Origin of the sequence: Roseateles sp. (assembly GCF_036404855.1) — a bacterium.
Classification (GTDB): domain Bacteria; phylum Pseudomonadota; class Gammaproteobacteria; order Burkholderiales; family Burkholderiaceae_C; genus Pelomonas.
The window spans coordinates 23593-47559 of the sequence record NZ_DASWYS010000354.1 but is presented as its reverse complement, the minus strand read 5'-3'; the positions used below and the strand labels follow the sequence as shown (position 1 = coordinate 47559).

Here is a 23967-nt window from a genome sequence, read left to right as displayed (position 1 = left end):
CTCTGGCGGTTGTACTCGGCGATCTCCAGCGGATCGAAGCCGCGGTGCGGGAAGGCCTCGATCAGCTTGGCCACGCCCATCTGCACCAGATGCAGGGCCGTCGACTCCAGCGGCTCGACGAAGCCGGCCGACATGCCGATGGCCACGACGTTGCGTGTCCATGCCTCCTTGCGCATGCCGGTCCTGAAGCGGATCAGCCTCGGGTCGGCGAGGGTAGGCGCGTCGAGGTTTCGGAGCAGCACGTCCGCGGCCTCGTCGTCGCTCATGTGACGGCTCGAATAGACATGACCGTTGCCGACCCGATGCTGAAGCGGGATGCGCCACTGCCAGCCGGCGCTGTGAGCCGTGGCGCGCGTGTAGGGCAACAGCGGTTTCGTGCTCTCGGTGGGCACAGCCCAGGCGCGGTCGCAGGGCAGCCAGTGGCTCCAGTCCTCGAAGCCGACGCCCAGCGCCTTGTCGGTCAGCAGGCCGGCGAAGCCCGTGCAATCGAGGAAGAGATCGCCCTCCACCAGGTCGCCGCTTTGCAGTTGCACCGCGCGCACATGGCCCTGCGTCGGCCCAGGCTCCTCGTTGAGCAGCACGCGCACGACCTTGCCTTCCGTGCGGCGCACGCCACGCTGCTCGCTCAATGCACGCAGGTGCCGGGCGTAGAGGGACGCATCGAAGTGGTAGGCATAGCCCAGGTCTGCCATCGGCGAGTTCTGCATCTCCGGCCGCGGCAGCATGAAACGGTTGGCTTTGGCAGCCATGCAGGAGATGACGTAGGCATCGATCGGCTGCGCACGACCCAGGGCACGCAGGCGCAGCCAGTACTGGGTGAAGTCCAGCGGCCACAGCGCCTCCTTGCCGACCCGACCGAAGCCATGGAAATAGCGCTCGCCCTGGCGGCCCCAGTTGACGAACTCGATGCCGAGCTTGAACGTGCCCTGCGTGGCCCTTAGGAAACTGGCCTCGTCGATTCTGGCCAGGCCGTTGAACATTCGGATCAGCGGGATGGTCGCCTCGCCGACACCGATGATGCCGATCTCCTCGGATTCGACGAGGCGGATTTCGTAGGGCGGCTTCAGCACCGCACTCAACGCCGCGGCCGACATCCAGCCCGCCGCACCCCCGCCCACAATCACCACCTTGCGCAGCGGCTTGCCCCAGTTCTCCATGCGGTGTCCCCGTGCTTCTTTGTTCGCGGTGGAGTCTAGGAAGCTGCCGTCAGCTCGTCATGGGCGCTATCCCGCAGCGCGCTCGCGCAGGAAGTCCGCGTAGGCCAGGGCGCTGCGCTTGAGGGTGCGCTGCTGGGTTTCGAAGTCCACATGCACAAGGCCGAAGCGGCGTTCGTAGCCGAAAGCCCATTCGAAGTTGTCCAGCAGCGACCAGATGAAGTAGCCGCGCACGTCCACGCCGTTCTCCATCGCTCGCGAGCAGGCTGCGAAGTGGCCTTTGATGTAGGCCTGGCGCTGCGCGTCGTCAACCTCGCCGTGGCTGGCGACGTCGTGGCTGGACATGCCGTTCTCGGTGACGTAGAGGGGCGGCAGGTTGGCGTACTCGCGCTTGAAGGCCTCAAAGAGATCCTGCAGTCCTTGCGGGTAGACCTCCCAGTCCATCGTCGTGCGTTCGACGTCGGGGCGGCGCACCCAGTCGATCGTGTCCGGCCCCTTGGAGCGCAACACTGCGCGGCTGTAGAAATTGATGCCGAGGTAGTCGATGGGCTGCCTGATGAGGTCCATGTCACCGGGCAGCACCAGCGGCTCGCAGCCTTTCCAGTAGCGCCACAGATCGGCGGGGTACTCGCCCTTGAGCAGCGGGTCCAGCACCCAGCGGTTCTGATAGGTCTCGAACAGTGCGGCCGCATCTCGATCCCCGGCCGTGTCGCTGTCCGCATAGCCTGGCGCGCAGTTGGCGACGATGCCGTGCTGGGCCTTGGGGGCGTTGGCGCGCAGGGCCGGCAGGGCCAGGCCGTGGCCCAGCAGCAGATGATGCATGGCCTGCGCGGCCCAGCGTGGGTTGGCGAGGCCCGGTGCGTGGTGGCCGTCACCGTAGCCGAGGTAGGCCGAGCACCAGGGCTCGTTGTGCGTCGTCCAGGCGGCCACATCGCCATGCCCGGCCAGCTCACGGCTCATCAGGTCGGCATAGTCGGCGAAGCGGTAGGCTGTCTCGCGGTTCAGCCAGCCGCCGCGGTCCTGCAGGTGCTGGGGCAGGTCCCAGTGGTAGAGGGTCACGAATGCGCGGATGCCGCGTTCGGCCAAGCCGTCCAGCAGGCGCTTGTAGAAGGCAATGCCCTTGGCGTTCGGCTTGCCGGCTTCGTCCATCACACGCGGCCAGGCGATAGAGAAGCGATAGGCGTCCACGCCGAGGCGCTTCAGGATGTCGAGGTCTTCCTGCCAGCGGTGGTAGTGGTCGCACGCGAGGGCGCCGTTCTCGCCGCGCAGCACCTTGCCGGGCGTGGCGCTGAATCGGTCCCAAATGGATTCGAGGCGGCCGTCCTCATGCGTGGCGCCCTCGATCTGGTAGGACGAGGTGCCGGCGCCGAAGATGAAGTCGCGTTGTCGCATCGGCGAGCCCGCGGGCGGTGCGACGAGGTCGGCCAGGGGGATGGGAGGGGGTGTCAGGTCCATGGGATTGATTCAGGCGGAGAGTGGGAGCGCGTGCAGCGCAGTGCGCCAGGGTTGGAGGGCGAGAGGGTCGGCAGGCAGCGGTCCACGCACCCCGCAGATGAACGAGGCGTAGCGGTTGGCCAGGGCCAGCGTGGCGTTCAGGTCGCGATTCAGCGCGAGGCCTGCGAGCAGCAGCGCGGTGAAGGCGTCGCCGGCGCCGACCGTGTCGATGACGAGCGGCTGAGCGACGCCCGGGCCCTGGGCCAGCAATTCGCCGCCTGGCCCGTGGAAGCGCCAGCCGCTGGCGCCACAGGTCAGCACCACACGCCGCAAGGCGAAGCGGGCCATCAGCGCAGCGATGCGGCCCGCGTCATCTGCCACCCCGTCGATGTCGAACCAGGCGGCCAGTTGAGCCAGTTCTTCGGCGTTGAGCTTGACCCAGTCGGCCAGCATCAGCGATTCGGCGGCCAGCAGTCGGGCGTCGTCGCCGGGCCGCAGGTTCAGATCGAGCAAACGCGTGCCGGCGAAGCGCTTAACGAGGGCGCGCACCGCGGCGCGCGACGTCGGGTGGCGCTGGGCCAGGCTGCCGAAGTAGATCAGTGTCGAACCCGTGTCGGCGAGTTGCCGTTGCGCTGCATCGCCGTCGATGTGATCCCAGGCCGCATCGCCGTGGATCTCGAACCGGTGGTTGCCTGCCTCCTCGTACACGCTGACACGACCCGTGGCATGTCGTGCATCGCGCTGCAGGCCAGCCTCGCCCAGTCCGTAGCGGCGGGCGCTGTCCAGCACCAGCTGCCCGTTGGTGTCGTCCGCGCCGATGCGGCTGATGAAAAGGGCGGATGCGCCCAAGCCGGCGAGGGATCGCGCCACGTTGAAGGGCGCGCCGCCCGCGACCGGGCCGTCATGAAATTCGTCGACCAGGGCTTCGCCGAGCACGACGACGGAGGTTTGGGACATGGAAATATTCTATGCAACAAGAAATGTTTAGTGAACAATTGGCAACCTAGGTTTTGCCCCGAGCCCGGTTGCATGGCCGCTGCTCCTGGGCCGGCGGGACGCCGGTGAGACAATCGCCACCCATGCGGGGTGCTAAACAACAGCAGGAGCGCGGGCAATGGCCGACAAGGGAGTGACGATTCGCGAACTGGCCGAGGCCGCCGGCGTGTCCATCGGGACCGTCTCGCGCGCACTGAAGGGCCAGCCGGGGTTGTCCGAGCAGACGCGAGCCCAGGTGCTGAGCGTGGCCCAGCAACTGGGATATGACACTGCCAAGTTGCGCACCGGCAAGCCGCGCCGCATGCTCTTCCTGTACAGCCGCAGCATCGGCTCGCTGGCCAACAACCCGTTCTATTCCTATGTGCTGCACGGCGCCGAGACGGCCTGCCGCGAGGCCGGCGTTCCGCTGAGCCTGATGTCCGTGCTGGCGGGCGACGACGTCGCCGGCCAGGTTCGCCGCCATGAGGCGGATGCGCTGCTGGGCGCCGGCTACTTCGACCCCGAGGCCATGGAGGCTATCCGCCGCTGCGAATTGCCGCTGGTGCTGGTGGATCATTTCTACCCCGGCGTACGCTGCGTCAATGACGACAACCAGCTTGGTGCGTGGCTGGCCACGCGCCATCTGCTGGAGGGCAACTCCCAGCGCATCGCCGCCATCTTCGGGCCGCTGGCGCACTACTCGACCTCGCTGCGCGCCAAGGGCTTTCGCCGCGCGTTGTTCGAGGCGGGGCGCCTCTTTGACCCGGACTATGAAGTCACGCTGGACCCGGCATTGGAGTACCGCGACGCCGGCCGTGACGCGATGCGCCGCCTGCTTGAGCTGCCGTCGCCGCCGGATGCTGTCTTCGCCTACAACGACTCCACGGCGATGTTTGCCATCGAGCTCTGCCTGGAACGCGGCCTGCGCGTGCCCGAGGACATCCGTTTCATCGGCTACGACGACATCGAAGAGGCTGCGCGCAACCGCCCCCCGCTGTCCACGGTGAAGATGGACAAGGAGGCGCTCGGCAACGTCGCCGCCCGTGCCCTCATTGAGGGCGACATCGTGCCCAACGACGCCTCACTGCCTGTGGAGCTGGTCGTGCGCGAAAGCTCGATGGTGACGCCCGCCCCGGCGGCCCCGGCGCCTGCGACTCGCAAGGGCAAGCGCCAGCCGGCCTAGGTGTTTCACCGCCTTTTGTTCGGTTGGCAGTCGAACAAAAATCTGTCTGTTTACTAAAAATAGTCGCCAACCCCGGCGGCCAAGGAGACAGACGTGCTTGCCGATCCCGATGGGGCCGCCGTGCCTGCCATGCCTCGCCCGGGACCTGCCGTGGCGGCACCCGTCCCCGTGGCGAGCGACCGCGTGCCGGCTTCGCAGAAGATCGGTTTCGGCCTGGGCTCGTTCCTCGACATGTGGGGGCACTGGCTCTATCAGTCCATGGCCTTCCACGTCTTCAACGTCTTCTTGGGCGTGGCGCCGGGCCTGATCTCCACGGCCCTTGGCCTGAAGATCTTTGTCGATGCCGTGTCCGATGCACTGTTCGGCTGGCTGTCGGACAACACACGTTCGCGCTGGGGGCGCCGCCGGCCCTTCATCCTCATCGGCGGCGTGCTGTCGGGCATAGGCCTGCCGCTGATGTTCGCCGTCGGTCGCGGCTGGAGCGACGGCGAGTACTTCATATTCATGCTGGTCTCGACCTGCCTCTACGTGCCGGTGATGAGCTGCTTCAACATGCCCTGGAACAGCCTGGGTGCCGAGATGACGCCGGACTATCACGAGCGCACGCGCGTGATGTCGGTGAAGAACGCGATCCAGAAGATCCCCGAGCTGGCGATGTTCGTGGCCGCCCAGTTCACGACACTGGCGGTCTTCAACGATGCCAGCGGCAAGCCCGACATCCTGCTCGGTGCCCAGGTCTACACCAGCATCCTCGGCGCCATCATGGTGCTGGTGTCCATCGCCATCTTCCTGCTGACGCGCGAGCGCTACTACGAGAAGGTCGTGGCGCAATCCAGGCAGCGCGTTCCCTTCAAGGACACGCTCTACCGCACGCTGAAGAACAAGCCTTTCCGCCAGATGCTGGGCACCATGCTGACCTACAACATGGCCACCGCCATGGTGGGCCTGCTCGGCTACTACGCGACGGTCTATTACGTCTGCGGTGGCAACGTCGTTGAGGCCACGAAGTGGAACTCGCTGATGGGCGTGGCTGGCCTCGTGAGTGGCCTCGTCGGCATCAGCTTCGCGGGCTGGGTGGCGAAGCGGCACGGCAAGCGCAACGCCCTCATGACGGTACTGGTGCTGGGCATCTTCGCCTTCATCGGCGACTGGTTCTTCTACAACCCGGCGCTGCCCTGGCTGCAGCTCTTCGCCAGCGGCGGCGTGGCGTTCATCGGCGCGGGCTTCTGGACCATCTACGGCTCGGCCATGGCCGACGTCATCGACCACGACGAGCTGAGCAGCGGCCAGCGCCGCGAGGGTTCATTCGCAGCGTGTGGCTCCTGGATCTCCAAGGTCGGGCTGGCCCTGGGCAACAGCGCCTCAGGCTGGGTGCTGATGTTCACCGGATTCGACGCCAAGCTGCCCGCACAGGACGAGCAAGCCATCTTCCTGATTCGCGTCTTCCTGTCTGGCATTCCCATCTGCGGGCTGCTTGTGGCGCTCTTCATCGTGTCGCGCTACTTCCTGACGGAGCAGCGCATGCACGAAATCCGCGCGACGCTGGAAGCCCGACGCGGCACCGTCTGACCCATTCCCGGGAGATCCACATGACCTCAATCTGGCTGCGTTGCGCGCTGCTGGCGGCGTTCACCTGTGTCACGGCTTCGGCGGCGCTGGCGGCGCCGCACGAGACGCTCAAGCTCGACGCGGCCAAGCCCAATCTCGCACCCACGCCACCCATGGGTTGGAACTCGTGGAACAAGTTCGCTTGCAACGTCAGCGAGCAGTTGATCCGCCAGCAGGCCGACGCGATGGTGGCGTCCGGCATGAAGGCGGCGGGCTACGCCTACATCGTCATCGACGACTGCTGGCAAAAGAGCCGCGATGCCGACGGCAACATCCAGCCCGACCCCGAGCGCTTCCCGTCGGGGATGAAGGCATTGGCCGACTATGTGCACAGCAAGGGCCTGAAGTTCGGCCTGTACTCCGACGCCGGTGCGCTGACCTGTGGCGGCCGTCCGGGTAGCGCCGGCCACGAATTCCAGGACGCACGTCAGTACGCGAAGTGGGGTGTGGACTACCTGAAGTACGACTGGTGCTACACCGGCCCGCGCAACCCCGAGGCGGCCTACACCATCATGGCCAAGGCGCTGCGTGAGTCGGGCCGCGACATCGTGTTGTCCATTTGCGAATGGGGCACCAGCCAGCCGGGCCGCTGGGCCCACCCGGTCGGTCACCTCTGGCGCACAACGGGCGACATCTGGGACGCTTGGCAGGGCAAGAAGGAGTGGTCGCATGGCCTGCTGGACATCATCGACATGAATGCCGACTTGTGGAGCGAGTCCGCACCCAACGGCTGGAACGACCCCGACATGCTGGAGGTCGGCAATGGCGGCATGACGACGGCGGAGTACGAGAGCCACTTTTCCATCTGGGCGATGCTGGCCGCGCCGCTGATCGCGGGCAACGACATGGCGAAGATGGACGCCGACACGAAGCGCATCCTGACCAACGCTGAGGTCATACGCGTCGACCAGGATCCGCTGGGCCGCCAGGGCCGGCGCATCTGGCGCCAGGGCAAGCTCGAAGTTTGGGTGCGCACGCTGGCTGGTGGCGACCGCGCGGCGGTGCTGTTCAATCGTGGTGAGACAGCCGCTGACATCAAGGTCACCTGGGAACAGCTGGACTTGCCCGCCAGGCTCAAGGCCGACGTGCATGACCTGTGGTCAGGAAATAAGACCCGCGGCGTGGCCGGCGAGGTCGGCGGCCGCGTGCAGCCTCACGGCGTGCTGATGGTGCGCGTCACGCCTTCGCCCTGAGCGTCTCGACCAGCATGCGCTGCAGGCGGTCCACCGCCTTGTTGCCTTTGGAGGCCTGGCTGCGGTAGACGGCCACCTCCATCGGCTCCAGCGGCCCCAGACCATGCTCGGTGCCCAGTCGCTGCAGATGGGGTGGCGCGCTGCACTGCGTCAGCACGGCCACCGCCAATCCGCTTTCCACGGCGGCGATCTGCCCCGCGAGGTTGGAGCTGTTGTAGACGATCTTGTATGGCCGCCCCTGAAGCGCCAGCGCGTTGATGGCACTGCGCCGGCCCAGGCTCGCAGCTTCGTAGACGGCAATGGGCAGCGGGTTGCGGCGCCAGACGTCGAATTGCGGTGAACCGACCCACACCATGGGTTCATGGAAGAGCAGGGTGCCGCGTCGCGCGTGATCGCGCGAGACCAGGGCGAGGTCCAGCTCGCCGCGGGCCACACGCGGGATCAGCGAGGTCGACTGCTCGCAGTCCAGCTGGATCTCGACACCGCCGTGCCGCGGCGCGAAGCGTTTGAGCACCGGCGTCAGGTACTTACTGGCGTAGTCGTCTGGCACGCCCAACCGGACCAGGCCGTCGACGTCGTCCTCGCGCAGTGCGGCCTGGGCCTCGGCCTGCAGGTCCAGCATGCGGCGCGCGTAGCCCAGCAGCATCCGGCCCTCGTGGGTCAGCGCGAGCTGGCGTGCGTTGCGTTCGAGCAGGCGGTGGCCGATGGCTGTTTCCAGCTTCTTGAGCTGCATGCTGACGGCGGACTGCGAGCGGTGGATCTCGGCGGCGGCGCTGGACAGCGAGCCGGCGTCGACCGTGGCGACAAAGCACTTCAGCCAGTCGATCTGCAGGTCGCGCATGCATTCGAAAAGCGGATGGAGTGATTCAGTATTGTGCGCTTTTCGGATTGAAGGGCGAGCGGCACATTGGCGCCATGAAGTACCTTGCCCACCCCGGCGCAGCGGCGTTTCCCGCCGCCGTTGCACGCTCGCACGGCATCACGGCCGGCCCCCTCGACGCCCGCGCGGGCAGCATCATGCTGTTGCTGTGCCTTCTTTGGGGCTTGCAGCAGGTCTCGTTGAAGTCCGTGGCGGGGCAGGTCAGTCCCATGCTGATGGTGGCCCTGCGCTCCGGCATCGCGCTGGTGCTGCTGGCAGGGCTGATGCGCTGGCGTGGCGAGGCCCTCGATCGTCGGCGATGGCTGGCCGGCGCCGGCGCGGGCTTGCTGTTCAGCATGGAGTACTTGCTGGTGGCCCTTGCGCTGCAACTCACGCTGGCGGCTCACGTTGTCGTGTTCCTCTACACGTCGCCGCTGTTCACGGCTCTGGGCTTGCACTGGCTGCTGCCGGCGGAGCGGCTCGATCGGCGGCGCTGGGCGGGCATCGTGCTGGCCTTTGGCGGCATTGCGCTGGCCTTCCTTGACGGCATGAACAGCGCCGCCGGCGAGGGGCGGGCGCTGCTGGGTGATCTCCTGGCCGTGATGGCCGGCCTGGCGATGGGCGCAACGACGGTCACCATCCGTTGCTCCCAGCTGGCCTCGGCACCGGCGACGGAAACGCTGCTCTATCAGTTGCTCGGTGCCTTCGTGCTGCTGTTGCCGGGCGCCTGGTTCACCGGGCAATGGCAGTTCGAGCCCACGGCCGTCGTCTGGGCTCATCTGGGCTTTCAGAGCCTGGTGGTGTCCTTCGCGAGCTTTCTGACTTGGTGCTGGTTGTTGCGCCGCTACCTGGCGTCGCGACTCGGCGCCTTCGCCTTTCTGACGCCCCTGTTTGGCGTTGTGCTCGGCGTCTGGCTGCTGGGCGAGACGCTGGCGCCCAGCTTCATGCTTGGCAGCATGCTGGTGTTGGCGGGCATTGCGCTGGTGGGCAGGTCCTAAGGCAGATTGCCGCAGCCTCGACCGGCCTCTGCGGTCAGCGCCCATCCCAGTATCTGCCCGCGATCGACCAAGGGGGTCAGCCCGTAATCGGCCGATCCGGTCAGGCGCTTCGCCAGCGCAGCAGCCTTGCTTTCATCCATGGCGTGATCGCGCAACTCCTTCAGGCGCAGACGTGCGTCGGCCAGATCCTGGCTCAAGGCCGTGATTGCCGAGCGGCCTGCTGCCTCGCCTTGCTGGACGGTCAAGCCGATGACCTGACTGACGCGGTGTCGCACCTCGGCAAGCACGTCTGGACATTGGCCCAGGTCGATGCGAGCCTGGAGCTCAGCCTGAAGGTCGTTGAAGCGCTCTCGCACCGCAGTGGCATCTGTGTCGCCGGCCAGCCGCGCGCGCCCCTCGGCGGTGCCCGCCTGGGCCATGGGCGCGAGCAACGCTGTGGCCGCATCCATGAAGCCGCGTGTTGCCTGGAGCCAGTCCATGTGCTCGATTTCATGTGCGGCGAGGCGAACGGGCAGCGCATCCTCGTGATGCAGCAACAACTGCACGCGGCCAGTTGGTGCCAGCACCCGCAACAGCTCCGGCACTGACCGGTCGAGGTCGCTGTACTCGAGCCCCCATTGGCTCACGACAAGCTGGAAGCTCTCGCTGGGGAAGGGCAGTTGTTCCACCGCACAGCGCCCGCGGAAGCAGACCCGCGCACGCTGTTCAGGCGCCAGGTCGGCCAGCCAGGGCGGCGCGATGTCGGCCAAATCAACGGCGTCGCAGCGCAGATCGCTCCTTTCGGGGAGCGTCACCAGCAGGTGGGCAAGCGGGCCGTTGCCGCAGGCCAGGTCCAGCACCCGGGCGTCCTGCGGCAGTGCCAGGAAGGCGGTTCGCCAGAAGCTCCCGATCGCACCGGAGTAAGTCGCGTCATAGCTGCCGGCGCAGGAGTGCATGACGCCCGTGGACCAATAGCGCGACCAGGTGTGTTCGCGGGTTGCAGGCGCTGTTTCCATCAGCGGATTCTGCGGCAAGGGCAACCTCGGGTTATTACCCACAAGGGCGGTTGCAGCAATGCCGCATTCACCCAAAGTGTTGCAGTTCGACGACGGTGCGCCGTAAAGCTTCCATGAACTTCACCGGCCTCCAAGCGCATCGAATGTACCGGCAGCTCCTGACAATTTGCTTCGTTAATCGACGCTAAGTCAATGTCTTTAAACGATTTATCCAAAGGGGTCTGCCGAAGGTCATGCATGACTTTCTGAATCGGAGCTAACTGGCGACAGGGGAACTCCCTTCGCTGTCTGATAGCTTGCATCCGCACAATACGCCGCGCTTAGTAGCAATTTGTGCCGCCTGTCTCACGAAGACAAGCCGGCGTTCAAGGGTCCCCGCCCTGTACCACCAAGGAGTTTTAATGTTCAAGAAGTCCAAAGTCTGCACAGCAGCGCTGCTGGCGATTGGCGGCAGTGTCACCCTGACTGCTGCGCCGGCTTTTGCCCAGGATGCACAGCAAGAACAGCTGGAGCGCGTCGAGGTTACCGGCTCCCGCATCAAGCGTGCAGCGGCTGAAGGCGCACTGCCGGTGACGGTGGTGACCCGTGCGCAACTGGAAGACAGCGGCGCGGTCACCATCGCCGAGTTCATCCGCAACTCCACCTTCTCCAGCGCCGGCCAGTTCCGTCCGCAATCGGGTTCGTCGGCACAGTCCTTCGCTGGCGCCAACCTGCGCGGCCTGGGCTCCAACCGCACCCTGGTTCTCGTTGACGGCCGTCGCCTGGCCAAGGCACCGAACGTCGGCGATGCCGCCGACATGAACTCGATCCCGATGGCCGCTGTCGAGCGCATCGAAATCCTGACCGACGGCGCTTCGGCCGTTTACGGTTCGGACGCCATCGGCGGTGTGATCAACGTCATCCTGCGCAAGGACTTCGACGGCATCCACTACATGGTGGGCAAGACGAATCCTTCCACCAAGGGCGGCGATCGCGAGGAAGCTTCCGCGATGATCGGCCTCGTCTCCGACAAGGGTCGTCTGGTGGCCGGTGTCTCTCACACCAAGCGCGACATCATCTTCGTGCGCGACTACCCCTGGGGCGCAGCCAAGGGCGCTTCGTCGTACGGCAATGCCTTCTACCAAGCTGTTTCGGACGGCGAGGGCGGTTACTTCGCCAACATCGGTCAAGCCGGCTGGCGCGGCAACGCGGGTTGCACGAATGCCGAGAAGGGCTTCTACGTGGCGGGCAACGGCCGTTGCGTGTATGACTTCAACCTGGTTGCCGCCGATGAGGCCGCCACCGGTGCAAAGTCCATCTTTGCCCGCGGCGAGTACAACATCTCCAAGGATTGGACCGCGTTCGTCAACGTGTCCAATACCAACAACACCAGCTTCGGCCGCTACGCGCCGGTGCCGGACACGATCCTGATCGATGCTGGCAGCGTTGCCAACACTTCGACCACGCCGAACGCCCCGGTCTTCCTGGCTCACCGCTTCGCGGCGGCCGGCAATCGCGACACGTCGACCGACGGCAACCTGACCGACATCGCCCTGGGCGTGCAAGGCACGGCTGGCAACTTCGACATCGAGGCCGGTGTGCGTCGCACGTCGTCCAAGCTGGTCGAGACGGGCCGTGGCTTCGTCGTCAAGGGCCTGGCAACTGCCGCGATCAACAGCGGCAAGTACAACATCCAGGACCCGTTCTCGAACTCTGACGCCGTCCTGAAGTCCATCACGACCACGACCGGCCGTGACAGCGTGTTCACGCAGACGGAGATCTACGCCAACGCGACCACCGAGCTGTTCAAGATGGGTGGCAGCGCGGCCAAGGTCTATTTCGGCGTCGAGCACCGCAAGGAAGTCTACGCAGACATCTACGACTCCCTCAGCGAAGCCGGCGAAGTGCTGGGCAGCTCGGGCAGCTCGGCTTCGGGTTCGCGCAAGGTGGACGCCGCTTCGGCCGAACTGCTGCTGCCTTTCAGCAAGACGCTGGAAGCCACGCTGGCAGCTCGCTACGAGCGCTATTCCGACTACGGCAGCGACTTCTCGCCGAAGGCGTCCATCCGCTGGGCGCCGACCCGCGAGGTGACGGTGCGTGGCTCCATCGGTCGCGGCTTCCGCGCTCCGAGCCTGCCTGACCTGACGCAGAAGCCGGCCTTCAGTGCTGATACCGTGATCGACCCGCGCCACTGCGCCGCGGACGGCGGCTACACGCCGGCCGAGTGCCAGACCGAATCGTTCCAGATCAACGGCCTGCGCATCTCCAATCCGGCCCTGTCGTCGGAGAAGTCCAAGCAGTTCAGCCTGGGCGCAGCCTGGGACGTGACCAAGGCCCTGACCCTGAAGCTTGACTACTGGAACACCGAGATCGACGACGTCATCTCGTTCGTGTCGGCGCAGAGCATCGTGGACCGTGACAACGGCAAGTCGCCGCTGCCCATCCCGAACGGCCTGTCGATCCGCCGCGACGCCAGCGGCACGATCCTGCAGATCGTCTCGGGCTCGGCCAACGAAGGCAAGCTGAAGTATGCCGGCGTCGACTTCAATGCCGTCTTCACCCACAAGTACGCCGGCATCGGCAACTTCCGCCACGAGCTGACCTGGTCGCACCAGACCAAGGCGGTCACCAACGGTGTTGACTTCAATGGCACCTGGGGCGCTCCGAAGGATCGCATCGGCCTGTCGACCAACTGGTCGCTGGGTTCCGTGGATGCGACCTGGAACATCAACGCCATTGGCAAGAATGGCGGCGGTGAGAACGAGCCGAATGTTCCGGTCTATGTGACGCACGACGTCCAGGTGGCCTGGAAGCCGTCCTTCATCAGCGGCGCGAAGCTGACCATCGGTGCCGTCAACCTGGGCAAGAAGTACCCGGCCCTGGTTGGTTCGCCGTATGACCAGAAGCCCTTCAACTACTACCTGTACGACATGTACGGCCGCCAGGCTTACGTGCGTTTCGAACAGAAGTTCTGATCGGGCTTTGACCCTTGACGGGATGGCGTAGCCATCCCGTCATCCGCAGAAGAGCCGCAGCGAGCAATTGCTGCGGCTTCTTGTTTATTGAGCGTTGAATGGGCGGCCCGGCCGCCTACCCATCATGACCAAGATCTCATGGATGACGAAATCGGCCGCCTTGGGCTGCCTGTCTCTGCTGATCGCCTTTTCGCAGGGCGTGCAGGCAGCGAAATCTGAAGGTGCAGCGACCAGCGTGCGAGATTTCTTCCGCTCGCCGGCTGCTGCTTCACCCAAGCTGTCTCCGTCAGGCCACAAGATCGCCATGCTGATCCCGGGCGAGCAAGGCCGCATGACGCTGGGCGTGGCAGATATCGCCAATCCAACCCGATTTGTGGGGGTTGCGCGCTTCGGTGACGCCGACGTGGCGGACTTCGGCTGGGTCAATGACAAGCGCTTGTACTTCAGTGCGGTGGACCTTCAGGCGCCCGTTGGCGATCAGGTGGCGCCTGGGCTGTTCGCGGTGGATGCCGATGGCAGCGATTTCGCCAAGCTGATCAGGCGCCGCAGCGATGAACGAACGATGGGCGCCGCTGATCGCAATTTGCTGCCCGAGTGGAACGTGTTCCACAGCGCGGCGAACGATGGCACCGACGATGTCTTCATCGCCCGTTACGACGTGTTCTCCCGCTCCGAGGAGGCGCGAACTGCCATCTTGCGGCTGGACACGCGCACCCGCGCGGTTCGCAACATCACACCTGTCGGCGCGCCCGAGAAGGTGATGCAGTGGCTGCTCGACCGCCGTGGCGAGCCGCGCCTCGCCATCACCAATGACAGCGGCACCAAGGGCCGCGTGATGTGGCGCGCACCGGGTGGCAACGAATGGACGGTCCTGAGCCGGTTCGATCTGTACGCACCCCAGTCCGAGAGCTGGACGCCGCTGGCCATCGACAGCAACGGGCAGCTCTTCGTGAGCGCCATCGATGCAGGCACCATGACCGGTGCGCGGACCACCGCGGTGTTCCGTTTGAGTCCCAAGCCCGATGCCCAGTTCGACAAGCCCTTGCTGACGCTCAAGGGCTATGACTTCGAAGGCAAGGTGCTGATCGACGCCGGCACCGGCAAGACGCTGGGTATCCGCTACCTGACCGATGCTGTCGGCGTGGCCTGGTTCGACCCTGCCATGCGGACGATTCAACAGGACGTGGACAAGCAGCTCGACGGCACGGTCAATTACCTGGCCTGTGACTACTGCAGCCAGGCCCAGCATCTGATCGTGACCTCGTACTCCGATCGACAGAGTCCGGTCTACTTCCTGTACGAACGCGCCACGCGCAAGCTCCAGCTGCTGGCGGCCAGCCGGCCTTGGCTCGACTCTGCACGCATGGCCGAGCAGGATTTCGTGCGCATCAAGGCCCGCGACGGGCAGGAGTTCCCGGTCCTGGTCACTCGTCCGCAGGGCAAGGGGCCATGGCCAACCGTCGTGTTGGTCCACGGCGGCCCCTTCGTTCGCGGCGAGCAGTGGGGCTTCCATCCGGATTCCCAGTTTCTTGCCTCACGCGGCTATCTGGTGGTCCAGCCCGAATTCCGCGGCAGCACGGGTTATGGCGACACGCTGTTCAAGGCCGGCTGGAAGCAGTGGGGCCTGGCCATGCAGGACGACGTGACCGATGCAACCCGCTGGGCCATCCAGCAGGGACTGGCCGATCCCAAGCGGGTCGTGATCGCCGGCGCGAGCTATGGCGGCTACGCCACCATGATGGGCCTCGCCAAGGAACCGGAGCTCTACAAAGCCGGCATCAATTGGGTCGGGGTGACTGACATCGGCTTGATGTATGACGTGGGCTGGAGCGACTTCATGGGTAGCAAGTGGATGCGCTACGGCATGCCCAAGATGGTCGGCGATCCGGACAGCGATGCGGAGCAGTTGCGTGCGACCTCCCCGCTGCGCCAGGCCGCGCGGATCAAGCAGCCTGTGCTGATGGCCTACGGCTCCGAGGACATGCGCGTGCCACTGCCGCACGGTGTGAAGATGCGCGACGCGTTGCAAGCCGCGGGCAACAAGGATGTTGAATGGCGTGTCTACGAGGGCGAAGGCCACGGCTGGATGCTGGAAGAAAATAAGATCGACTTCTGGACCCGCGTCGAAAAGTTCTTGGCCCGCAATCTGGGCCAGCGCAACTGACCGGCCGAGGCGACCCCAGGACGGCCTGACCCGGCCACATCACTGCGGCGGCAGATCCCAGCCCGCCGCCTTCTCTTTTTCCGCAGTAGGAGCTACCGCTCATGGATTTCATGCCCCCCCGCACCTCCGCAGCGCGCCGCCGTCACCTCCTGGCCAGCGCTGTCGGCATGGCCTGCGCCGTCTGCCTCGCCGGCCCGGCCGCAGCGCAGGCCCCGGCCAAACCCGCCGCCGCAAAAGCCGCCGTGGCCAAACCTGCCGCCGCCAAGCCGGTCGACAACCTGCTGAGCAAAGAGGAGCTTCGTGCATGCATGAAGCAAAAAGCCGACATCGATGCTCGCAAGGCCGACATCGCGCAGCGTTCCGAGCAGTTGAAGAAGGACCGCGAGCTGGTGTCGCAGCCTGACCCGGCCATCGTCAAGATCCGTGCGGATGTCGATGCGCAACTCGCGCGCGTCCGTGAGGCAGATGCCGCCGTCAAGGCCAATGCGGAGCTCGTCAACGACTGGAACGAGCGGATGGCCACCTTCGAGGCGACCAAGAAGGAGATGCGCAACGCGGACCGGCGCGGCAACGTGCTGAGGCAGGAGCGCATCGAGCTGGAGCGTGAGACCAAGCGGCTTGAACAGGCCCGGTCGGAACAAGTGGCCATCTACGACGACCTGATCAACAAGGCCAACGGGATGCGTGGCGGCGAGGATCGGGCGGCCGCATGGAACAAGCGCAACGATGCCCTGGCCGACGAGGCAGATGCGCTCATCGACGTGCAAGCCAGCTATTCCGCCGACTGCGCCAACCGACGCTTCCGTGAGGACGACGAGGCTGCGATCAAGGCAGGCAAATGAGCCAGCGCCTGGCGCCATCGCCGAACGGGCAGCCTGCGTTGCAGGCCCGGTTGGCGCGTGTCCATGGCCTGCTCGAGCAACGGCAGACGGTCTCGGCCGAGCTCGAGCTCCGCGCGTTGGTGTCGGAGCAGCCGCAATGTGCCGAGGCCTGGCTGCTGTTGGCCGAGCTGGCCGATTGGCGAGGCGACGAGGCTCAGGCGCTGTCGCTGGCACGCCGGGCCCATGACACAGATCCGGCCGATGTGCGTGCCAGCCTGCTGCTGGCCCAGAACCTGTTGCGCGCCGATCGGTTGCCTGAAGGTGTTGCCACGCTGGAGAGGCTTGTCGCGCGCCATCCGACGGACTTCGTGGGATGGCTGGCCCTGGGCGAAGCCCTGGAGCGCATGGGTCGGATCGATCTGGCCAGCAGCGCGCGCTACCAAGGCCTCACGCGCGGGCAGAAGGCCGGCTTCCTGCTCAGCACGGAGACCACGCCCCCCGCCTGGCGGCCGCAGATCAAGGACATCATCGCCCAGGTCAACCTAGCGGCCGAGTCCTGCGTGAGCGATGGCCTGGCGCACCTGCGAAACCAGTTCGGCCCGGACGACCTGCGGCGTGTCGAGCACGCGATGGCCGTGTATCAGGGTCGTGCGCAGGACGCTCCGCGCAGCGCTCATCAAGCGCCCAAGTTCCTGTATTTCCCGGGCCTACCCGAGGGCCCGTACCACGACCCCTTCTTGCACCCCTGGGCGCAGAACCTGCTGGATGGCTATGAGGCGATCCGGACCGAGGCGCTGGACGTGCTGGACGCGCAGGTCGGGCTTGAGGGCTTTCTCAAGTTCCAGCCCGGACAGAGCAAAGCGGAGTACCTCGGCGGCGCAGGCGCCGACCCAGCGTGGGATGCGTTCTTTTTCTATCGCCACGGCAAGATCTACGCTGACAACCATCAGCGCTGCCCGGCCACCTCGGCGGTTCTGAAGTCCGCCGATCTGTGCCATGTCCAGGCGCAGGCGCCGGAGATTTGCTTCTCGGTGCTGCAGCCAGGCACGCACATCATGCCGCACCATGGCGTCACCAACACGCGGCTCGTGATGCACCTGCCGCTGCTGGTGCCGCCCGAATGCGCGCTCAATGTGCATGGCGGCGGTGAGCATGCCTGGCGCGAGCGCGAACTGGTCATGTTTGATGACACCTACAGGCATGAAGCCTGGAACCGCTCAGGGCAGACGCGCGTCGTGCTGCTGATGGATTGCTGGAATCCCCATCTGACGCCGGTGGAGCGGATCGCTGTCAAGCATCTGGTCGAACAGATCGGCGCGTTCGAGAACTACGCTCCGGTGTATTCCTCGGCGTCATGAGCGACCCCAGGCGCGACTGCCCCGCAGGGCCGCGCCGAGACCCGAGGGCTGACGAGCTTCAATGACCCAGCCGGCGTGACAGTTGTGCGGCGGCATCCCGCAGCGTGCCGACCAGCACGCCCTCGGGAGCGGTGTCGAAACTGGCGCTGGGGCCGATGGCGGTCAGCGCCAGCACCAGCCGTCCGGATGCCTCGAAGATGGGGGCGGCGGCCGCGCTGACGCCCGGGACGACGCCATCTCGCGATGTTGCCAGGCCGTCTCGGCGAACGGTCTCAGTCGTGGTGGTGTCGGGCAGGGGGACGCCCAGTGCGGCGGCTTCCTCGGCGCGCCAGGTCGCGAACAGCCGTCCCGACGCCGTGCCTGCCAGGCTCATGACCGTGCCGTGGCGCATGCTGACATGCACAGGCGTCGGTCCCTCCGCGACGCGCACGATGGTGGGCCCGTGCGTGCCCCAGACGGCGATGGCCACGGTGTGGCCGAGCTGCACGGCCAACTCTTCGATGACCGGCGTGGCCAGTCGCACCGGGTCGTACTGCTGCAGGCTGATGAGGCCCAACTGCATGGCCAGTGGCCCGAGGCCGTAAGGCCCGCTGCCGCCATCCTGTTCCACCAGCCCCAGCTTGATGAAGCTCACGAGGTAGGGATGGGCCTTGGCCGGCGCCATGCCCGCCTCACGGGCCAGGTCCTTCAGCGCCATCGGACGGCCGCGATGGGCCAGCGCCAGCAGGAGTTGCCCCCCGACTTCGATGCTCTGAATGCCCCGCGGACCCTTGGTATTGACCATGTTGAAAATTCTATATTGGTGAATTCGTTTGGAATAGGATAAATTTCAAACCTGACCCTGGAGCCCGTCATGACCGCCAAAGCTTTTGCCTCTCAAGCCGACCTGGAAGAAAAGAAGGTCACCTTCGAGCGCTTGTCCGAACACGCCTGGGCCTACACGGCCGAAGGCGACCCGAACACCGGCATCGTCATCGGCCGCGACGCGGCGATGGTGATCGACACCCAGGCCACACCCGTCATGGCGGCTGACGTGATCCGGCGCATCCGCGAGGTCAGCGCCGTGCCGATCAAGTACGTGCTGCTCAGCCACTACCACGCGGTGCGTGTGCTCGGCGCATCGGCCTTCAAGGCCGAAGGTCTGGAGCAGATCATTGCCAGCGATGCGACGTTGGCCCTGATCCAGGAGCGAGGCGAGCAGGACAAGGCCAGCGAGATTGGCCGCTTCCCGCGGCTGTTCCGCAACGTCGAGTCCGTGCCGGCGGGGCTGACCTGGCCCACGCTGACGTTCTCGGGGCGCCTGACGCTGGACTTGGGCGGCGTGAAGGTCGAGATGTTCTCGCCCGGCCGCGGCCACACGGCCGGCGACACGGTGGCCTGGCTGCCGCAAGAGAAAGTCCTGTTCAGCGGCGACCTTGTTGAGTTCGATGCGACGCCCTATTGCGGCGACGCCCACTTCACCGACTGGCCTGCCACGCTGGGGGCCATTGCGGCCCTCAACGCCAGCGCCCTCGTGCCCGGCCGCGGCCCGGCACTAAAGGGGGCCGCGCAGGTCGCCTCAGGCTTGGACGGCACGCGCGCCTTCGTCAGCGAGTTGTACGCGGCCGTGCAGTCGGGCGTGCAAGCCGGCGAAGAGCTGAAGGCCGTCTACCAGCGCACGATGGCCGCACTGCGGCCCAAGTACGGACACTGGGTCATCTTCGACCACTGCATGCCTTTCGACGTCACGCGTGCCTACGACGAGGCGGGCGGCACATCGCACCCGCGCATCTGGACGGCGGAGCGCGACGTGGAAATGTGGAAGGCCCTGGAAGGAGCCTGATCTCGTGGACCTGCCGCGCTATCCCTACCACCAGAGCCTGGAGCAGCGCTCCGGCCAGCCGCAGCGTCGGCCCGTCGTCATCGTCGGTGCCGGCCCGGTCGGGCTGACGCTTGCGCTGGACCTTGCGAAGCGCAATGTGCCTGTCGTCGTCATCGACGACAGCGACCAGATCGGCAGCGGCTCGCGTGCCGTCTGCTGGGCCAAGAAGACGCTGGAGGTGTTCGACCGTCTCGGCATCGGCGAGGCCGTCGCCCGCGAGGGCGTGCGCTGGCAGCGTGGCCGCGTCTTCCACGGCGAGCGTGAGGCCTATGCCTTCGACCTGCTGCCCGAGAGCCATCACAAGATGCCGGCCATGGTCAATCTGCAGCAGGATCAGGTCGAGGCGCGGCTGGTGCGCGCCGTGCAACTCGATCAACGCATCGAACTGCGCGGCAAGCACGAGCTGATCGGTCTGGAGCAGGATGAGGTCGGCGTCACGCTGAATGTGCGAACCCCCGACGGCCTGTTCGACATGCGCGCCGACTGGGTTGTTGCCTGCGACGGCGCACGCAGCCCCACGCGCACGCTGCTCGGCCTGGGCTTTCAGGGCCAGGTCTTCGAGGACCGCTTCCTCATCGCCGACGTGCGCCTCGCGCCTGGAGCGCGGCCACGCGGGCTGGACCCCGCGCGTCCTGAGCGCTGGTTCTGGTTCGATCCTCCCTTCCATCGGGGGCAGTCCGTGCTCCTGCACGCGCAGGCCGACGGGCTGTGGCGCATTGATTTCCAGCTCGGCCGCGAGGCCAATGTCGAGGCCGAGCGCGACCCCGAGCGCATCAAGGCGCGTGTCACGGAGATGCTCGGCACGGACCGGTTCGAGCTGGCGTGGTCCTCCATCTACCAGTTCTGCTGCCGCCGCGCCGAGCGGTTCCGCGTGGGGCGGGTGATGCTTGCAGGGGATGCCGCCCACCAGGTCTCGCCCTTCGGCGCGCGAGGCGCGAACAGCGGCGTCCAGGATGTCGACAACCTGGGCTGGAAGCTGGCCGCCGTGTTGGAAGGCGAGGGGGGCGAGAGATTGATGGACAGCTATGAAGCGGAGCGCATTGCAGCTGCCGACGACAACATCGGCCATTCCACACGCGCGACCGACTTCATCAGCCCCAAGAGCGCGCTGAGCCTGCGGCTGCGCAAGGCGGCGCTGAACCTGGCCGCCCACACCGAGTTCGCGAAGCCGCTGGTCAACAGCGGGCGGCTGTCGATGCCGACCGACTGCCCGGAATCCGCGCTGAACACCCCAGACATCGATGCCTGGAACGGCGGCCCCGCGCCGGGCAGCGTTGCACCCGACGCGCCGCTGGACGACGGATGGCTCGGCGAGCAGTTCCAGCACGGCGGCTTCACGCTGCTGGCGTTTGGCGCCGCGGTGGACTTCAACGGCCACGTACTGGCGCTGCCCGCGGACGGCCTGGCCGCGCAGCGTTACGGGGCCGAGCCGGGCAGTGTCTATCTGATCCGCCCGGATGCTTTCATCGCCGCGCGCTGGCGGCGCTTCGACGCCGCGGCCGTGCGCGCCGCGCTGGCCCGCGCCCATGGGAGACCGCAGTGAGCAACTTGGCCCTGACCCCGAACTTCGGCCGCGAGGCCGATGCCTTCTACGCGGAGCTGATCGCGGCCCAGGCGGGCCTGAGCGACGAGCAGGCTGCCGACTGGATGGCGCGACTGACCCTGATCTTGTGCAACCACATTGGCGACCGCGAGGTGCTGCGACAGGCCTTCGCACTGGCTCACGAACACCATGACTGAACTGACCTACCTGACCGGCTTCGGCAATCAGCACAGCAGCGAAGCTGTTCCCGGCGCGCTGCCCATCGGCCGCAACAGCCCGCAGCGCGCGCCGCTGGGCCTGTATGCCGAGTTGCTGTCGGGCAGCGCCTTCACGGCGCCGCGGGCGGACAACCAGCGCACCTGGATGTACCGCCGCAGACCGTCGGTGGTCGTTGGCGGCTACGCGCCGCTGGCGCATGCGTTGTGGAAGAGCGGTGCGGCGTCTGGTGAGTGCAGTCCGCCCGACCCGCTGCGCTGGGGGCCGACGCCGCTGCAAGGCGATGCGGACTTCGTTGACGGCCTGCGCAGCTATGCCGTCAACGGCGAGCCCGGCATCCAGGGCATGGGCGCGCTGGCCTATGTCGCGACGAAGGCCATGGGTCGCCGCGCCCTCGTCAACGCCGACGCCGAGATGTTGCTCGTGCCCCAGCAGGGGCGCCTGCTCGTGACGACCGAGCTGGGGCGGCTTGAGGTGGCGCCCGGCTCCATCGCACTGCTGCCGCGCGGCCTGGCCTTCAAGGTCGATCCGCTCGATACGCCAGCGCGTGGCTATGTCTGCGAGAACTTCGGCGCGGCCTTCCGGCTGCCGGAGCTGGGCCCCATCGGCTCCAACGGTCTCGCCAACCCGCGCGACTTCGAGGCGCCCGTGGCATGGCACGAGGCGGAGGACGGCGAGTACGAGATCGTCAAGCGCCACGGCGGCCAGCTCTGGCGCGCGACGCAGGCCCACAGCCCCTTCAACGTCGTCGCCTGGCATGGCAATCTCACGCCCTACCGCTGGGACACGTCCCGCTTCATGACGATCAATACCGTCAGCTTCGACCACCCAGACCCCAGCATCTTCACGGTACTGACCAGCCCCAGCGACACGCCCGGCTGGGCCAACGTGGACTTCGTCATCTTCCCGCCACGCTGGATGGTGGCCGAGGACACGTTCCGTCCGCCCTGGTACCACCGCAACGTGATGAGCGAGTTCATGGGCCTGGTGCTGGGACAGTACGACGCCAAGCCCGAAGGCTTCAAGCCCGGTGGTGCCAGCCTTCACAACAGCTATGTGCCGCACGGCCCCGACACCGAGGCCTTCGACAAGGCCAGCCAAGCCGACCTGAAGCCGCACAAGCTGGACGCCACGCTGGCCTTTATGTTCGAGACCCGCTGGCCGCTCAAGCCCACGGCCTGGGCGTTGCGCGACGCCCCGCTGGAGGCGGCCTATGCCGCCTGCTGGCAAGGATTGAAGGAAGAATTCAAGGCATGAGCATCGACCACACCCACGACGCTGCGGCCCGCTCCTGGGTCGTCTCGGCCAACGATCCGGCCACCGATTTCCCGCTGCAGAACCTGCCGTTCTGCTCGTTCCGCCGCCAAGGTTCTCTGGAGCCCTGGCGCGTGGGCGTGGGCATCGGGGATCAGATCCTGGACCTGAGCACCTGGGGCATTTCCGACCTGAACGCACTGATGGCCCGACCGGGCAGCGAGCGTCGCGCGCTGCGCCATCGCCTGTTCGACACGCTGAAGGCCGGTGCGCCCGAGGTCGAACTGCTGCCGCAGGCCCAAGCCGAGTTCTCGCTGCCCTGCCGCATCGGCGACTACACGGACTTCTACACCGGCATCCACCACGCCCGCGCCGTGGGCAGGCTGTTCCGGCCGGACAACCCGCTGCTGCCCAACTACCAGTGGGTGCCCATCGGCTACCACGGCCGCAGCTCCTCCATCGTCGTCAGCGGCACACCGCTGCGCCGTCCCAAGGGTCAGGTCAAGCCGCCGGACGCCGAAGTACCGGTCTTCAAGCCCAGCGCGCGCATCGACTGCGAGCTGGAGCTGGGCCTGTTCGTCGGTCCGGGCAACGCGCTGGGTGAGCCCTTCGGCATCGACGAGGCCGACGAGCATGCCTTCGGCCTGACGTTGCTGAACGACTGGTCGGCCCGTGATATCCAGCCCTGGGAGTACCAGCCGCTGGGTCCCTTCCTGGCGAAGAACTTCGGCACGACGATCTCGCCGTGGATCGTCACGATGGAGGCGCTGGAGCCCTTCCGGATCCCCTTCACGCGGCCGGAGGGCGATCCGCAGCCGCTGCCCTATCTGGATTCGCCCGCCCATCGCGCCAGTGCAGGCTACGACATCGAGCTGGAGGTCTGGCTGAAGACGCCCTCGATGGCGGAGCCCGTGAGGCTGTCCCGCTCCAACCTGCGCCATGCCTACTGGTCGCTGGCGCAGATGCTGACACACCACGCCAGCAACGGCTGCAACCTGCAGCCCGGCGACCTGCTGGGCACCGGAACCATCAGCGGCCCGGCACCCGAGGAGGCGGGCTCGCTGCTGGAGCTGACGCAGGGCGGCAAGCAGCCCATCGCGCTGCCCTCCGCTGACGGAACGGGCGAGCAACGTACCTTCTTGCTGGACGGCGACCAGCTCGGCCTGCGCGCGTTTGCGCAGAAGCCGGGGTTTCGTCGCATCGGATTTGGGCCCTGTGACGGGGTGATCCTTCCCGCCCGCTGAGGCGGGCGATGCATCGGGCCCTGGCCAGGTCTTGCGCGGCCTGGTGGGTTGAATCAAACCGGGGCATGGGCGGCCCGTTTCCGTGCGGCGGCCAGATGCTGCGGCGCGTCAACGGTGCGGGATGCACCTTGGCGGGGCTGTAACTCGCCACAA

The 23967-nt window shown here is 66.5% G+C and carries 19 protein-coding genes; 13 read left to right on the top strand and 6 right to left on the bottom strand.

Annotated elements, in window-relative coordinates:
* From VGF12_RS23745 to VGF12_RS23735, 3 genes are all read right to left on the bottom strand, one after another.
* Positions 1-1157, bottom strand: a 1157-nt coding sequence (locus VGF12_RS23745) for a tryptophan halogenase family protein (RefSeq protein WP_331178515.1), incomplete at its 3' end; no start/stop codon positions are given.
* Between the two features lie 66 nt (positions 1158-1223).
* Complete coding sequence (locus tag VGF12_RS23740) at positions 1224-2609, bottom strand: GH1 family beta-glucosidase (RefSeq protein ID WP_331178514.1); 1386 nt, start codon at positions 2607-2609, stop codon at positions 1224-1226.
* 9 nt (positions 2610-2618) lie between these two features.
* Positions 2619-3545 (bottom strand): PfkB family carbohydrate kinase, encoded by a 927-nt coding sequence (locus VGF12_RS23735; protein ID WP_331178513.1) that lies wholly within the window; start codon positions 3543-3545, stop codon positions 2619-2621.
* A gap of 157 nt (positions 3546-3702) precedes the next feature.
* Between VGF12_RS23735 and VGF12_RS23730 the strand changes: the two genes are divergently transcribed.
* The 3 genes from VGF12_RS23730 to VGF12_RS23720 all read left to right on the top strand — a co-directional run bounded on the left by VGF12_RS23730 (position 3703) and on the right by VGF12_RS23720 (position 7547).
* Positions 3703-4746, top strand: coding sequence for a LacI family DNA-binding transcriptional regulator (locus VGF12_RS23730; RefSeq protein WP_331178512.1), 1044 nt, complete (start codon positions 3703-3705; stop codon positions 4744-4746).
* Positions 4747-4896: 150 nt separating this feature from the next.
* Positions 4897-6315 (top strand): MFS transporter, encoded by a 1419-nt coding sequence (locus VGF12_RS23725; RefSeq protein WP_331178511.1) that lies wholly within the window; start codon positions 4897-4899, stop codon positions 6313-6315.
* A gap of 20 nt (positions 6316-6335) precedes the next feature.
* Positions 6336-7547 (top strand): glycoside hydrolase family 27 protein, encoded by a 1212-nt coding sequence (locus VGF12_RS23720; RefSeq protein ID WP_331178510.1) that lies wholly within the window; start codon positions 6336-6338, stop codon positions 7545-7547.
* On the opposite strand, the gene VGF12_RS23715 is transcribed toward VGF12_RS23720, so the two are convergent.
* The gene (locus tag VGF12_RS23715) at positions 7531-8388 is read right to left on the bottom strand and encodes a LysR family transcriptional regulator (protein ID WP_331178509.1); all 858 of its coding nucleotides are present in this window, start codon (positions 8386-8388) and stop codon (positions 7531-7533) included. The two genes, VGF12_RS23720 and VGF12_RS23715, sit on opposite strands and share 17 nt — an antisense overlap.
* Positions 8389-8462: 74 nt before the next feature.
* On the opposite strand from VGF12_RS23715, the gene VGF12_RS23710 reads away from it, so the two are divergent.
* On the top strand, positions 8463-9404 hold the full coding sequence (locus VGF12_RS23710) for a DMT family transporter (protein WP_414710192.1): 942 nt from the start codon (positions 8463-8465) through the stop codon (positions 9402-9404).
* Here VGF12_RS23710 and VGF12_RS23705 read toward each other — a convergent pair.
* Entirely contained in the window at positions 9401-10474 is a 1074-nt protein-coding gene (locus VGF12_RS23705) for a class I SAM-dependent methyltransferase (protein ID WP_331178508.1), read from the bottom strand. The two genes, VGF12_RS23710 and VGF12_RS23705, sit on opposite strands and share 4 nt — an antisense overlap.
* A gap of 326 nt (positions 10475-10800) precedes the next feature.
* Between VGF12_RS23705 and VGF12_RS23700 the strand changes: the two genes are divergently transcribed.
* The 4 genes from VGF12_RS23700 to VGF12_RS23685 all read left to right on the top strand — a co-directional run bounded on the left by VGF12_RS23700 (position 10801) and on the right by VGF12_RS23685 (position 17696).
* Entirely contained in the window at positions 10801-13353 is a 2553-nt protein-coding gene (locus tag VGF12_RS23700; RefSeq protein WP_331178507.1) for a TonB-dependent receptor, read from the top strand.
* A 124-nt stretch (positions 13354-13477) separates the two neighbouring features.
* Positions 13478-15517 (top strand): alpha/beta hydrolase family protein, encoded by a 2040-nt coding sequence (locus VGF12_RS23695; protein WP_331178506.1) that lies wholly within the window; start codon positions 13478-13480, stop codon positions 15515-15517.
* 101 nt (positions 15518-15618) lie between these two features.
* A complete protein-coding gene (locus tag VGF12_RS23690) occupies positions 15619-16359 on the top strand; it encodes a hypothetical protein (protein WP_331178505.1) in 741 nt (246 codons plus the stop codon).
* Positions 16356-17696 carry an aspartyl/asparaginyl beta-hydroxylase domain-containing protein gene (locus VGF12_RS23685; protein ID WP_331178504.1) on the top strand — a complete coding sequence of 447 codons (1341 nt, stop codon included), beginning with the start codon at positions 16356-16358 and terminating at the stop codon, positions 17694-17696. The genes VGF12_RS23690 and VGF12_RS23685 overlap by 4 nt, the downstream gene beginning before the upstream one ends.
* Positions 17697-17754: 58 nt before the next feature.
* Here the strand turns inward: VGF12_RS23685 and VGF12_RS23680 are convergent, their stop codons facing one another.
* Positions 17755-18480, bottom strand: coding sequence for an IclR family transcriptional regulator (locus VGF12_RS23680; protein ID WP_331178503.1), 726 nt, complete (start codon positions 18478-18480; stop codon positions 17755-17757).
* 69 nt (positions 18481-18549) lie between these two features.
* On the opposite strand from VGF12_RS23680, the gene VGF12_RS23675 reads away from it, so the two are divergent.
* Genes VGF12_RS23675 through fahA form a run of 5 tightly spaced genes read left to right on the top strand, consistent with a single transcriptional unit; the run spans position 18550 to position 23814 of the window.
* Positions 18550-19518, top strand: coding sequence for an MBL fold metallo-hydrolase (locus VGF12_RS23675; protein WP_331178502.1), 969 nt, complete (start codon positions 18550-18552; stop codon positions 19516-19518).
* 4 nt (positions 19519-19522) lie between these two features.
* Positions 19523-21100, top strand: coding sequence for an FAD-dependent oxidoreductase (locus VGF12_RS23670; protein ID WP_331178501.1), 1578 nt, complete (start codon positions 19523-19525; stop codon positions 21098-21100).
* Complete coding sequence (locus VGF12_RS23665; RefSeq protein WP_331178500.1) at positions 21097-21297, top strand: DUF2783 domain-containing protein; 201 nt, start codon at positions 21097-21099, stop codon at positions 21295-21297. Before VGF12_RS23670 ends, VGF12_RS23665 begins: the two co-directional genes overlap by 4 nt.
* On the top strand, positions 21290-22573 hold the full coding sequence (gene hmgA, locus VGF12_RS23660; protein ID WP_331178499.1) for a homogentisate 1,2-dioxygenase: 1284 nt from the start codon (positions 21290-21292) through the stop codon (positions 22571-22573). Before VGF12_RS23665 ends, hmgA begins: the two co-directional genes overlap by 8 nt.
* Positions 22570-23814 (top strand): fumarylacetoacetase, encoded by a 1245-nt coding sequence (gene fahA / locus VGF12_RS23655; RefSeq protein ID WP_331178498.1) that lies wholly within the window; start codon positions 22570-22572, stop codon positions 23812-23814. Before hmgA ends, fahA begins: the two co-directional genes overlap by 4 nt.
* The last annotated feature ends 153 nt before the right edge of the window (positions 23815-23967 follow it).

Bases quoted from the DNA above. Each gene is read 5' to 3' on its own strand.
- VGF12_RS23740 (WP_331178514.1), bottom strand. From the start codon at position 2,609: ATGGACCTGACACCCCCTCCCATCCCCCTGGCCGACCTCGTCGCACCG.
- VGF12_RS23735 (WP_331178513.1), bottom strand. From the start codon at position 3,545: ATGTCCCAAACCTCCGTCGTCGTGCTCGGCGAAGCCCTGGTCGACGAA.
- VGF12_RS23730 (WP_331178512.1), top strand. From the start codon at position 3,703: ATGGCCGACAAGGGAGTGACGATTCGCGAACTGGCCGAGGCCGCCGGC.
- VGF12_RS23720 (WP_331178510.1), top strand. From the start codon at position 6,336: ATGACCTCAATCTGGCTGCGTTGCGCGCTGCTGGCGGCGTTCACCTGT.
- VGF12_RS23715 (WP_331178509.1), bottom strand. From the start codon at position 8,388: ATGCGCGACCTGCAGATCGACTGGCTGAAGTGCTTTGTCGCCACGGTC.
- VGF12_RS23710 (WP_414710192.1), top strand. From the start codon at position 8,463: ATGAAGTACCTTGCCCACCCCGGCGCAGCGGCGTTTCCCGCCGCCGTT.
- VGF12_RS23700 (WP_331178507.1), top strand. From the start codon at position 10,801: ATGTTCAAGAAGTCCAAAGTCTGCACAGCAGCGCTGCTGGCGATTGGC.
- VGF12_RS23695 (WP_331178506.1), top strand. From the start codon at position 13,478: ATGACCAAGATCTCATGGATGACGAAATCGGCCGCCTTGGGCTGCCTG.
- VGF12_RS23690 (WP_331178505.1), top strand. From the start codon at position 15,619: ATGGATTTCATGCCCCCCCGCACCTCCGCAGCGCGCCGCCGTCACCTC.
- VGF12_RS23685 (WP_331178504.1), top strand. From the start codon at position 16,356: ATGAGCCAGCGCCTGGCGCCATCGCCGAACGGGCAGCCTGCGTTGCAG.
- VGF12_RS23680 (WP_331178503.1), bottom strand. From the start codon at position 18,480: ATGGTCAATACCAAGGGTCCGCGGGGCATTCAGAGCATCGAAGTCGGG.
- VGF12_RS23675 (WP_331178502.1), top strand. From the start codon at position 18,550: ATGACCGCCAAAGCTTTTGCCTCTCAAGCCGACCTGGAAGAAAAGAAG.
- hmgA (WP_331178499.1), top strand. From the start codon at position 21,290: ATGACTGAACTGACCTACCTGACCGGCTTCGGCAATCAGCACAGCAGC.
- fahA (WP_331178498.1), top strand. From the start codon at position 22,570: ATGAGCATCGACCACACCCACGACGCTGCGGCCCGCTCCTGGGTCGTC.